The organism is Chloroflexota bacterium, from assembly GCA_016197225.1.
GTDB lineage: Bacteria > Chloroflexota > Anaerolineae > Anaerolineales > VGOW01 > VGOW01.
This window is the reverse complement of sequence record JACPWC010000064.1, coordinates 63780-75641: the sequence shown is the minus strand read 5'-3', so window position 1 is coordinate 75641 and position 11862 is coordinate 63780. Positions and strand designations below refer to the sequence as shown.

Here is an 11862-nt window from a genome sequence, read left to right as displayed (position 1 = left end):
GCGATCGTGCCCCACGACTGGAAGTTGTCGAAGTAGAGCGTGCCCTGTGTGCCTAGGATGGGCGCGGTCACCACGCCCCAGCGCGCCATCTCCACCCGGCGGGTGTCGTTGTCCACGCCGGTTACCTGGTCTTTGACGAAGCCGTCAATGCTCAACTTGACGTAGCCATCATTGGCGCCCGCGCTCGTCGCCGCCGCCCAATAGACGCCAATGGCGTGGGCCTGGTCGGAAATGGTCTGGTAGACCCCGTCCACCCAGTTTCCGGCGTCATCGCGGACACGAGTGCGGACCTGGTAGGTCGTCCCGCCCGTGTTCTTGAAAAACACTTCGACTACCTGGTTTCCGCCCGTGTCCGAGTCGCGCCCGCTGAGAATCGTGATGGAAGTGGTTGCCCCGGTGATGGTGTTGGGGTCGAACCAGAACTGGGCCTTGTACTGGGTCAGCCCGACCGGGTGGTTGCTCTGCACGTATTGCGTCGCCCCGCCGCTGGAGGCGCTCTCAGCCGGGCCGGGGATAGTGCTGGCCTCGGCCACGGCATTGGCCGTCGTCGTCACCCAAATGCGGTCCGCCACTATCCCATCCTCGCGCATCCACAGATTCAAGGTGTGAGTGCCGGGCGTGGTGACATTCACAGTCGTAGACAAGCCATTGTATTTCGAGAACCACCGGAAACTGGTATTGTTGAATCCGTTCAAGCCAAAACCAGCGCTGGTCGTCACCCCCACACCGTCGAGACCAATATGAATTGAGTCGTCGTCAACGCCGGGTGAAAGCCCGCGCACGTACACGTAATAGGTTCCGGTAGTTTGGAAGTTGATCTTGTAATTCAACGCCGGGCCGTTGGTTGCCAGCGCAGTGTTCACGCCGGTGTTAGGCAGGGCCTGCATCGCGCCTGTGCCCTGGTAGCCGCCATAACTGGTGGTGGCTTGCCAGGCGATCCCGGCCGCACTGCCTGTGCCTGCCGTCAGGCTGGTGTACTTTTCGGCCTCCATCACCACCGCCCCGCCGGCCTCGGTGTAGATGTTATCGGTGACGGCCTGCATGCCATAATTGCCGGTCAGCTTTGCCGCCGAGGTCACACTCAGGGTGCCGTTGTTGGTGACGGACGACGACCAGTTGTTGAAGTTCGGCAATACAAACTCGTCGTTGAACAGGCTCGTCGGTCCGGGCGCGTTGTACTCCTTCTGCGAGGTCAGGTTGCCGGTGTTCGGGTCGTACTCGTATTCGGAACGGTTGACGAAGGTCAGCGCCCCATTCTGCCGCACCTTGCTCTCCCGGGCCGAGGCGTAAGGGAAGTAGGTCTGGGCCGGCAGGTCATTGGACAGCACGGTATATTCAGTATTGGTCTGGGACAGGATCGTCCCAGTCGCATCCTGATATTGAACTTCGTATTCCTGTCCTGCTTTTTGCTCGTCGGTGTTGAACTTGTGGACGGTAATATCCAGCGTCGCCCCGCCGGAAAAGTTCTTGGTCGTCACCGTGGTTTGTCCGTAGCCGACCAGGTCGCCGACGTTACCGGGGTTGCACCAGCCCAGGCCGCCGCCATTGACAGGTTTGTCGTTATAGCAAGGACTGCTGTAAGCGAACAGGGTCTGCATGGTCTGGCCGCTCGCCCCGTCGGTCGTGTTCAGGGTCGTCACCCGATAGTTGAGCCAGGTGCTGGCGCCGGTTCGACCGTCGTTGCCATAGACGAAAGCCGCCGTGCCTTCCCAGCCGTTGTTTATCTGGCTCAATCGCGGGTAAGGAAAGTACCCGATGCCGCCGGTGCTGTTATTGTTGTAGTTGGTGTAGGTGAACGTCGCTGTTGGCGCGGTCGCCCCGCCGTTGAGGGCACTGCTCACCACTACCGAAGTCAACACCGTCACGTAGCTTTGCAAGGCATAGCTCAAGTCATAGGTGCGCACGACCGTCGCGCCGTACTTCACGTTAATTTTGTCCAACCGGTAGGTGTCCCAGTTGTCCCACTCCTTGAGAGTCGCCGTCGCCGGCACATCGTTTGGGCGGCTCTCGATCACAAATTCCACCGAGTAACCTGCCGCGGGCGTGCCACTGTTGTGGCCGGTGTAGGCGATACCAGTCAGATAGCTGGCCCGGTCATAGAAGGTCGTGGTTCCAGCCACGGTGCGGGATTCCTCGCCATAGCTGAACGTCATCGTATTGCCGTGCGTATCGGTCACCAGGTCGGCCCGCCAGCGCATGGCGACCACATCGGTGGCATGGCCGGCGTACCCAAGTGACGACCACGCGCCGGTGTTATTCCCCGGATACCCTTTCATGGCCGCCACTTGCTCCGAGCTGTCCCCTCCGGTGCTGTCCTGACCATCTTTATAGCCCAGCCGCCAGCGCGTGCCGTCACGCCCCACCACCTCCCACCACTCGCCGGTGGCGTTGTATGGCGATGCGGGCGGAAGCTGGTCATTGTGCCTCTGCACGTAAACAAAGCTTTCGTCTTTGGTGTGATAGCGGCCGGGAGTCAACTGGTCGGGGATGAGTTCGCCGCCGATACCGTTGAAGGTGAGAATGAATTCGTCCCGGTAGCCGTAGCCGGCTGTGCCACTGCCCGTTCCACACGGATCGCAGACGCCATTCGTGATCTTGCGTGAGATTTCGACCCCATCCACGCTCCAGCCCAGGCCCGTCCACGGCGCTTGAATATCGCCCAGCACGCCGTCGGCCATGCCGCTGGAATAGCTCAAGGAGAGCGAAGGGGCCATGCCGTTGCGGCCCGGCGGAGTCCAGATGGGAATGGAAAAATGTGACCGTCCAGTGAACAGCTCCGGCCTGGCTGAATCGAAGAGCAGGACGTTAGCCCCGTTGGTGGGGAATGACGACCCGATGCCCGCGCCCCAGGTGGAGAAGTGGGTGACTTCTGCTGTAATCGTGTTGGCTTCGCGGTTGAGGCGGACGGGCACGTTCACCCACACCCCTGAAGCTTCGTCCAGTGTGACCAGGTACGGTTGATACTCTGCGCCCAACGTGGCCAGGTCGGTCAGGCCATTCATAGAGACCGTCAATTCAACAGGCTGTTCAAACTTTGCTTCCACCTCCTGCAAGGCGATGTGCTCATCCGTCTCGTCCTTATTCGAATCCGGCTCGGGTGTGGCCGCGAGGTTGGACTCGGTCACGCTTATAACTGCCGGGTCAGCCAGCAGTTGGATCTCAAACGCCTGCCAGATTTGCCCTTCGCTTCCGGGATAAGCGGCTTGCATATCTTTGACCAGAATCGCATGGCGACCGCCGGTCTTGATTGCACCCGGAGGCAGTTCGATTTGTACTTTGCCGCCCAAACCTTCAGCTTGTCCGCCAATTGGCGCGACCTCACTCAACGGCTGGTCAGCCGCTTCGATGAGTAAGGTTGCAATCGCTTTCATGGGATCGCTTATCTCGGTTGCGGTGAGCAGAGCAGTGTCACTGAGATACAGCGGCGGTTGGGCTTCGGCGCTCACTGTCACCGTGTATTGCAAAGTGGCCGTCGCGCCCGGCAGAAGTTCTTTGGCGCTCCAGGTGAGCAAACGCGTCTGGGGGTCGAACGTCAATTCCCCAAAGCCAAGTTTGCTTTCGTTCAGGTCGTTCGGCAAAGTGTCGGTGAAGGTGATGCCGGTAAATGTCTTGCCGCTGGTATTCATGATGACGAGGGTGAAGGTCACGTCACTGCCCGGCGTTGCTTGTTCGGGTGAGGCGGTAAAATTGAACTGTAGGGGCGAAGCTGTGTCTTCGCCCGCCTGGGCCGGGGCGGGAGTGGCAGTCGCCGGAGGCGGGTCGGTTGGCGTTGGGGTAACAGTCGCCGTGTCCGTGACCGGCGGCGTCTCGGTCGGAGTCTCGGTAGGAATATCGCTTGGGGCCGTCACCGTAGCCGCAACATCGGTTGGCAAAGTTGTCGCCGATGAATCAGGCGTTGCAGTGTCAGTGGGCAAAGCGGTTTGCGCCGCCGCTGAAGTGGACTGCAACATCAGGGCCAGAATAATGAGCAAGGAGACAAGGCGATGAACGAAAACGGCAAACTGCCTGACTTGACGATGCGAGACGGTCATGGGGCGCATGGGTATCTCCTGTGCGGGTGGCAAGGCATGTTCGTTTGAGTTGCGCTAACGACAAAAAGCACATTCCGCTGTTAAGCAAGCGGAATGTGCAGTCATTCAGGTATTCTGTTGGGTGGCGTGAAGTTGGCGATGAAGCGTGAGGGTGTTAAAACTAAATCGCCGGGAGTGAAGCGTGTGAGTGAGTGAGTGAGTAGAGTTTCATGCTAGCCTTCTCAATGGAGGTTATGGCAAGAAAACTTCTGAACGGCTCAACCGCTGACACACTACACCAGAACTCTTTGTCGAGTCAAGTGTTGGCGACGGTTTCTAATCTGATTCAGTACATTTGCCTATGAGTTAGTGACAATGTCACGGTACATGATAACGAACATTGAGGCCTCTGTCCCGCCCTCGCCTAATTTTTCCTCCCCGTGTATACTACGCCCACTTCACCCAAAGGGTAACCCTTCATGCCCGACTTTGACTCCGACCTCCAATCTATTCAAGAAGCGCGCACTCTCGCCAACGCCGCCCGCCAGGCCCAGTTGCAATGGATGAAAGCCGGGCAGGCCGAAGTAGATCGCGTCTGCGCCGCGATGGCCGAGGCCGCCTACCGCGCCTCCGAGCGGCTGGGCCGCATGGCCACCGAAGAAACCGGCTACGGCGTCCCCGTTCACAAGATGCTCAAGAATCACCTCTCGTCGAAACTGCTGTGGGAGGCGATCAAAGACATCAAGACCGTCGGCGTCATCCGGCACGACGAGAAGAAAAAGATTTACGACATCGCCTGGCCGATGGGCGTGGTGGCGGCCCTCACTCCCAGCACCAACCCCACCAGCACTACCATGTTCAAAATCCTGATCGCCGTCAAAGCCCGCAACGCGATTGTGGTGGCCCCCCACCCGGCGGCGGTCAAATGCTGTGTGGAGACGGCGCGGCTGATGGCCGAGGCGGCAGTGCAGGCTGGCGCGCCTGCCGGGCTGGTCTCGTGCATGAGCAAAGTCTCTCTGCCCGGCACGCAAGAGTTGATGAAGCACAAGTACACCGCCCTCATCCTGGCAACGGGCGGCAGTGAGATGGTGCGGGCCGCGCACTCGGTGGGCAAACCGGCTTACGGCGTTGGGCCGGGCAACGTGCCGTGCTACGTTGACCGCTCCGCCGACCTCAAACGCGCCGCCCGCTACATCGTCGCCAGCAAAGCCTTCGACCACTCCGTGATTTGCGCCACCGAGCAGGCGGTGATAGCCGATAAGCCCATCGCCGCCGAACTGGCCGACCTGATGAAAGCTGAAGGCGCATACTTTGTGGACGAGGCCCAGGCCAAAGCGTTGGGCCGACTCTTGTTCCCGACCGGCCATCTCATTGACCCGAAAACCGTCGGCAAAAGCCCGCAACAACTCGCGCAAATGGCCGGCATCAGCGTGCCCGACTGGGCGCGAATTCTGGTGGCCCGCCTCCACAAGGTCGGGCGCGACGAGCCGCTCTCCGGTGAGAAGCTGACGACGGTGATGGGCTGGTACGAGGCCGACGGCTGGGAGGCGGGTTGTGAGCGGTGCATTGAACTGATCAACTTCGGTGGGCGCGGTCACTCGCTTGTCATTCACGCTCAGGACGATAAAGTCATCATGCAGTTCGGGCTGGAGAAGCCGGTCTTCCGCATCGTGGTCAACACCTTCGGCACGCTCGGCGCAACCGGCTACACCACCGGCGTTATGCCCTCGATGACCCTCGGCCCCGGCGGCATCGGCGGCGCCGTCACCGGCGACAACATCACCGTCCATCACATGTACAACGTCAAGCGGCTGGCCTACGAAATCACCCCGCCGCCGCCCGAAGCGATGGTCGAAGAGGCCACAACGCCGCCCAACGCGGCGACGGCTCAAACGCCGGCAGCCGAAATCGAAGACATCGTCCGCCGCGTTCTCAAAGAACTCAAGGCGGTCTAACCCCCAATTACTGATAACCAGGGGCCGCCGCCGCCAAGCGCGTCGGCGAACTCGTCTCCGTCCACGTCATCCCCCGCCCCCACTCCGACGTGGAAATGATCCTGCCACAAAATACCAAGGGGAGTTTTGGCGGCAAGGGCAAATAGAAAAACCCCAAATTCCAAACGCCAAAATCCCGAAACCAAGACGCCGAAAGTGAACTTGGGATTTTGGAAGTTGGAAGTTGGGATTTGCCATTCCCATGGCCATCCGTCTGCTCATTGCCGACGACACCGCCGAGTTCCGCAAGAGCGCGCGTTCGATGTTGGCGTTGGAGCGCGAACTGGAAGTGGTGGCCGTGGCTCGCGACGGGCAGGAGGCGGTTGAACTGGCCGAAAAGCTCCAGCCCGACGTGGCGGTGATGGACATCAACATGCCGCGCCTGGACGGCCTCACCGCCATCAAAGCCATCGCCAAAGTCAGCCCGGCCACGGTGTGCATGATCATGTCGAGCGAGGGCGAGCGCGACATGCTGGTGAAAGCCATGCAGGCCGGGGTGCGCGAGTACGTCCTCAAGCCTTTCACCGTTGAAGAGTTTGTGTCGGCTGTGCGGCGAGCGATGGAGCAAGCCGCTGAAGTTAAAAAGAAGATCGTCCGGACGCAAACAGCAGAACTGGAACGCGACAAATACCTGCTCCAGCTGGTGCAAGCGCATTTGCAAATCGGGCGCATTGACGACGAAGCGGCGCGCGCCTATGCTGAGTACATCACCCGTCCCAGCGCCGACCCGGCGTTGATGGTGACCCTGGCCAAGATTTTTCTGGAGCGGCGCGACTGGTTAATCCTGCGTTACATTTGTGTGCGAATGGAAAAATTAGCTGCCGCGAACGCAAGCAACCCGTAACCTTATTAACCCCTATGACTCACTCGATTGGCATGGCCGCTCAGAATGACTCTGAGCGGCTTAAGTTTGAAAACGAAGTCAAACGCATTGTGGACGCCGGGAACGCCGCCGGGCTGACCCTGCGCCTGCTCGGCTCGCTGGCCTTTCACCAGCACTGCCCCAACTACGGCCACCTGCAAGCCAGAATGGGCCGGGCCTACACCGACATTGACTTTGCCGGCTACGGCAAGCAGGCGGCGCAAATCCGCAAATGGATGCCTGCCGCTCTGGGCTACAAAGAAGACACCGAAGTCTTCATCAACAGCGAAGGGGCGCGGATGATCTTCGAGCATCCGGGCAACGGCCTCCACGTGGACATCTTCGTGGACAAGCTCGACTTCTGCCACACCATCTTCTGGAATGGCCGCCTGGAGAAGGACAGCCCCACCATTCCGCTGGCCGAGATGGTGCTGGAGAAGCTCCAGATCGTGAAGATTAACGAGAAAGACATCATTGACATGATCATGCTCCTGCTGGAGCACCCCTGGGGCGGCCACGACGCCGAGACTATCAACCTGCCTTACATCACCAAAATCTGCGCCGACGACTGGGGCTTCTGGCGCACGGTGACGATGAACCTGGACAAGGTGAAGCGCCTGGCCCAGGCTTACACGACCCTCTCCGACGACGAAAAGAACAAAGTGGCCTCGCAGGTGGACCACGCCCTCAACGCCCTCAACGCCGCGCCCAAGTCCTTCGGCTGGAAGATGCGGGACAAGATCGGCGACAAGGTGAAGTGGTATAAGGATGTTGAAGAGGTAAAGTAGCCGCCAATGCTCAACACTCACTACCGTTCCCTGGCCCGCAAAATTGTGTGGACGCTGTTCGCCGCTCAATCGTTCGGCTCGGCGGGCTTCCTCGTCGCCGCCACGGTCACCACCATCGTCGGCGCGAAACTGACCGGCTCGGAGCGTTTCGCCACCGCGCCCGGCGCCATCTATCAACTCGGCATCTCCGCCGCCGCCTTCGGCTGGGGCTATGGCATGGATCGGCTGGGGCGGCGAGGCGGCCTCACCCTGGGTCTCGGCCTAGGCATGCTTGGGGCTTTGCTTGCCACCTATTCCATCGTTGTCGAGTCGCTGGGCCTCTTCCTCGTCGGCCTGGTTCTCATGGGCATTGCCAATTCGGCGCTTCAACTAGGCCGTTTTGCCGCTGCCGAAGTCCACACCGCCGACGAACGGGGCCGGGCCATCTCCAACGTCGTCATCGGCGGAACCGTTAGCGCCGTCTTCTGGTTTCTTTTTTCCAATTCCATTGAAACGTTCATGGAGGGCTTCGGCCTGGATCCATTGGCCTGGCCCTACATCATTAGCGCCGTCATGTTCGCCGTCGCCACGGTCATCCTCTTCACCTTCCTTCGCCCCGACCCGCGCGACCTCGGGCGCGAGATCGCCGGCCTGCAAATCGAACAGCACCCCTTAGCGGCCACGCCGTCCGCGCGCTCCATTGCCGAAATCTTCAGCCTGCCCGCCGCGCGCGTTGCCGCGGCGGCCATGATCTTCGGTCAGGCCGTCATGGTCATGCTCATGGTCATCACCGCGCTTCACATGAGGAATCATCAGCACAGTATCGGCGACATCTTCAAAGTAATCTCGGGGCATGTGATCGGCATGTACGCTTTTTCGATCGTCTCTGGCCGCTTGGCCGACCGCTGGGGACGCGGCCCGGTGATCCTGGTGGGAGCCGCCACTTTAATTCTGGCCTGCCTCACCGCCCCGCTCTCGCCTGATGTTCTACCGCTCGGCGTCGCCCTCTTTCTGCTGGGCCTCGGTTGGAATTTTTGCTACGTGGGCGGCTCGTCACTGCTGGCCGATCAACTCTCGCCCGACGAGCGGGCCAAGACACAGGGCTTCAACGATTTGCTCATCGGCCTGGTGTCGGCGCTGGGGAGCCTGGGAAGCGGCATTGTGTTCTCGCTGGTGGGTTACGGCGTGATGGGAATCGTCGGCGCCGTCGCCGCCGTGATTCCTCTGGCGTTGGTGCTGTGGTGGCAGGTGAGACAACCGGCAATGGCCGTTGCCCAATAATCCATGTCCCGCGAATCGTTCAAAGTCCGCGTCACCAAAGACTACACCGTCTTCTGCGCCGGCCATTTTGTCACCTACAATGGCGACAAGCTGGAGCCTTTGCACGGCCACAACTACCGCGCCGCCGCCGTCGTCGAAGGCAAACTGAACGAAGACAACTACGTTGTTGACTTCATCGTCCTCAAAAGGCTCCTGCGCGAGATTTGCAATCGGCTCGATCACAAGATGCTCCTGGCGACAAACAACCCTCTGCTCGACATTTCGCAGAACGAGACCAGCTTCACCGTGCGCCACCATGAGCGCATTTACGTTTTTCCGCGAGAAGACGTGACGCAACTGCCCATTCCTAACACCACCGCCGAACGAATCGCCGAATGGATCAGCGGCGAGATCGAAGCCGACTTTCGCGCCCGCGGCCTCACCGGCCTAACTGCACTTGAAGTTGAAGTCGAAGAGACCTTCGGCCAGAGCGCCTTCTTTCGCAAGGAGCTTTGATTCACCACGAAGTCACAAAGACTCGAAGTCGCACCAAGAAAACTTCGTGGCCCTTTGTGGCTTCGCGCCTTTGTGGTGAAACGATGTCCGCAATCACAATCTATCTTGCCCTCGGCACAAATCTTGGCGAGCGGGCGGAGAACCTGCGGCGGGCGCTGGGCGCTCTGCCCCCAGCCTTCACGGTGGAAGCAACCTCGCCCATCTACGAAACCGAGCCGATGTATGTGACCGCCCAACCGAAGTTTCTCAATATGGTCTGTCGCGCTACAACATCCCTGCTCCCGCTGGAAGCCCTCCAGGCCCTCAAACTGCTGGAAGCTGAACTGGGCCGCGAGCCGGCGATTCGATTCGGGCCGCGCCTGATTGACATTGACTTGCTGTTCTACGGGGACATCGTCTTTGAGTCGCCCGACCTGATTCTGCCCCACCCCCGTCTCCACGAACGCGCCTTTGTTCTCGTCCCGCTGGCCGACATCGCCCCCGACTTTATCCACCCAGTTCTCAAGCAAACAATTGCGTCCTTGCGTGACCAGTTGGGCGACGCAAAGGACTCTGTCTGGCCCATTCACTGGGTCAACGGATTGAACGGATTTAGCAGATAAAATACACAAAGACAAATCCGTTCAATCCGATAAATCCGTTGACGAAACATGCCAATCTCTCCAACTTTCACCTTCGGCTCCACCACCTTCGAGTGGGGCAAGCAAACTTACCTGATGGGCATCATCAACGTCACGCCCGACTCGTTTTCCGGCGACGGGCTGGTGAAAGGCGATAACTGGGTGGCGACGGCGGTGAAGCAAGCGGTTGAACAAGCAGAGGCGGGCGCCCATTTGATTGACGTGGGCGGCGAATCAACTCGCCCCGGCAGTCAATCGACTCTCGTCGAAGAAGAATTGCGGCGCGTCATTCCCGTCATCCGCGAAATCGCCAAAGCCGTGAGCGCGCCGATCTCAATTGACACCTACAAGGCCGAAGTGGCACGGCAGGCCGTCGAGGCCGGGGCGACGATGATTAACGACGTGTGGGGCTTCCGAATGGATTCGCAGATGGGACGTGTGGCCGTCGAAACCGGGGCTGCCGTCGTTCTGATGCACAACCGGAGCAAGCCAAAGGATGCGGCCCAATCGGCGCAGTTGGGCGGGCGTTACGTGGGCGTGGAATACGACGAACTGTTGGGCGACATCAAGCGCGAACTGGATGAGTCCATTGAACTGGCGCTCAAAGCCGGAGTCAAACCGGAGCGTATCATCGTTGACCCCGGCATCGGTTTTGGGAAGACAGTCGAACAGAATCTGGAGCTGGTGGATCGTTTGGGCGAACTCAAGGCGCTTGGCTATCCGATTCTCGTCGGCCCGTCACGCAAGTCATTTGTGGGCTACACCCTCAACCTGCCGCCTGACCAGCGCCTGGAAGGGACGGCGGCGGCAGTGGCCCTGAGCATTGATCGCGGCGCGGACATCGTGCGCGTGCATGATGTGGCCCAGATGATCCGTGTAACAAAAATCGCGGATGCGATCACGCGGCGGCCCTCACCCGCGCCGTAATAAAATCCAACAGCAATCGCGCCGCCAAAATGGCGGTAGCCCGCGCCGGGCTGTCGTAGAGCGGGTTGAGTTCGGCAATGTCCATCGCGGCGCAGTGCGGGGCGACGATTCGCAGGAAGTCAATCACCTGCTGGCCGGTCAACCCGCCCGGTTCCGGCCACCCGGCACCCGGCGCTTCCCCTGAATTCAACACGTCCATATCCACCGTCAGGTAAACGGCCTCGGTCCCGTCGCTCGCCCAGGCCAGGGCCTGCTCGGCGGCGGCCTTCGGCCCCATCGCCGCAAACCGCGTGGCGCTAATGCGCCGCACTTCCAACTCGTCACCCATCTCGAACTGCTCAACCGTGGTGTAGCCGCGCAAACCCACCTGCACCAGATTCGGCCCGGCCAGCCGTTCCAACTCCAGCGAACGCCTCATGCCACTGCTGCCTGAGAAGCGGCCCTGCCGATCTGAGAAGTGCATCAGGTCGCGGTGCGCGTCGAGTTGGATGAGGCCGATGCGGCCCGAGCGCGTGTCATGAAGGGCTTTGATGGCCGGGTAGCTGATGCCGTGGTCGCCGCCAACCACCAGCGGAATGTATCCGGCATCCAATGCCTGCCGCACCAGGGCATAGCTTTCTTCGACCGTCTTCTGGGTGTCGTAATAACTGAGGGCAACGTCGCCGAAGTCGGCCACTTCCACCGCCGAGAGATCAATGAGGCCTTCGTCAATGTCGGCCAACTTGCCGTCGCGGAGCCGCCACTCGAACACGCCCCGCAGGGATTCGCGCAGGGCCGCCGGAGCAAACCGCGCGCCGGGGTTGCCGATGCTGGTGGCGGCGTCGTGCGGAATGCCGATGTAGGCAAAGCGGTGTTGAGGGGTGGCATGGGGTTTTAGAAGATAATCCATTCCAAACTTTGATCCAC

9 protein-coding genes are annotated in these 11862 nt (G+C 60.3%); 7 read left to right on the top strand and 2 right to left on the bottom strand.

Translation table 11 applies throughout. The features are described from left to right. Positions 1-4040: DUF11 domain-containing protein (locus HYZ49_11620; GenBank protein ID MBI3242931.1), on the bottom strand; the 4040-nt coding region annotated here is incomplete at its 3' end. A 449-nt stretch (positions 4041-4489) separates the two neighbouring features. Here HYZ49_11620 and HYZ49_11615 point away from each other — a divergent pair. The 7 genes from HYZ49_11615 (at position 4490) to folP (ending at position 10956) form a co-directional block, all read left to right on the top strand. After that, the gene (locus HYZ49_11615) at positions 4490-5965 is read left to right on the top strand and encodes an aldehyde dehydrogenase family protein (protein ID MBI3242930.1); all 1476 of its coding nucleotides are present in this window, start codon (positions 4490-4492) and stop codon (positions 5963-5965) included. Between the two features lie 241 nt (positions 5966-6206). Beyond that, the gene (locus tag HYZ49_11610; protein ID MBI3242929.1) at positions 6207-6848 is read left to right on the top strand and encodes a response regulator; all 642 of its coding nucleotides are present in this window, start codon (positions 6207-6209) and stop codon (positions 6846-6848) included. A 14-nt stretch (positions 6849-6862) separates the two neighbouring features. Further along, positions 6863-7654, top strand: a complete 792-nt coding sequence (locus HYZ49_11605) for a hypothetical protein (GenBank protein ID MBI3242928.1) — start codon at positions 6863-6865, stop codon at positions 7652-7654. Between the two features lie 6 nt (positions 7655-7660). Beyond that, the gene (locus HYZ49_11600; GenBank protein ID MBI3242927.1) at positions 7661-8914 is read left to right on the top strand and encodes an MFS transporter; all 1254 of its coding nucleotides are present in this window, start codon (positions 7661-7663) and stop codon (positions 8912-8914) included. Positions 8915-8917: 3 nt separating this feature from the next. Beyond that, the gene (locus HYZ49_11595) at positions 8918-9409 is read left to right on the top strand and encodes a 6-carboxytetrahydropterin synthase (GenBank protein ID MBI3242926.1); all 492 of its coding nucleotides are present in this window, start codon (positions 8918-8920) and stop codon (positions 9407-9409) included. Between the two features lie 83 nt (positions 9410-9492). After that, a complete protein-coding gene (folK, locus tag HYZ49_11590; GenBank protein ID MBI3242925.1) occupies positions 9493-10011 on the top strand; it encodes a 2-amino-4-hydroxy-6-hydroxymethyldihydropteridine diphosphokinase in 519 nt (172 codons plus the stop codon). Positions 10012-10059: 48 nt separating this feature from the next. Then, a complete protein-coding gene (gene folP / locus HYZ49_11585; protein ID MBI3242924.1) occupies positions 10060-10956 on the top strand; it encodes a dihydropteroate synthase in 897 nt (298 codons plus the stop codon). On the opposite strand, the gene HYZ49_11580 is transcribed toward folP, so the two are convergent. Beyond that, entirely contained in the window at positions 10928-11845 is a 918-nt protein-coding gene (locus HYZ49_11580; GenBank protein MBI3242923.1) for an arginase family protein, read from the bottom strand. The two genes, folP and HYZ49_11580, sit on opposite strands and share 29 nt — an antisense overlap. Positions 11846-11862: the final 17 nt, after the last annotated feature.

Excerpts from the sequence above, each read along its gene's own strand:
- HYZ49_11615 (MBI3242930.1), top strand. The coding sequence starts at position 4,490 with ATGCCCGACTTTGACTCCGACCTCCAATCTATTCAAGAAGCGCGCACT.
- HYZ49_11610 (MBI3242929.1), top strand. The coding sequence starts at position 6,207 with ATGGCCATCCGTCTGCTCATTGCCGACGACACCGCCGAGTTCCGCAAG.
- HYZ49_11605 (MBI3242928.1), top strand. The coding sequence starts at position 6,863 with ATGACTCACTCGATTGGCATGGCCGCTCAGAATGACTCTGAGCGGCTT.
- HYZ49_11600 (MBI3242927.1), top strand. The coding sequence starts at position 7,661 with ATGCTCAACACTCACTACCGTTCCCTGGCCCGCAAAATTGTGTGGACG.
- HYZ49_11595 (MBI3242926.1), top strand. The coding sequence starts at position 8,918 with ATGTCCCGCGAATCGTTCAAAGTCCGCGTCACCAAAGACTACACCGTC.
- folK (MBI3242925.1), top strand. The coding sequence starts at position 9,493 with ATGTCCGCAATCACAATCTATCTTGCCCTCGGCACAAATCTTGGCGAG.
- folP (MBI3242924.1), top strand. The coding sequence starts at position 10,060 with ATGCCAATCTCTCCAACTTTCACCTTCGGCTCCACCACCTTCGAGTGG.
- HYZ49_11580 (MBI3242923.1), bottom strand. The coding sequence starts at position 11,845 with ATGGATTATCTTCTAAAACCCCATGCCACCCCTCAACACCGCTTTGCC.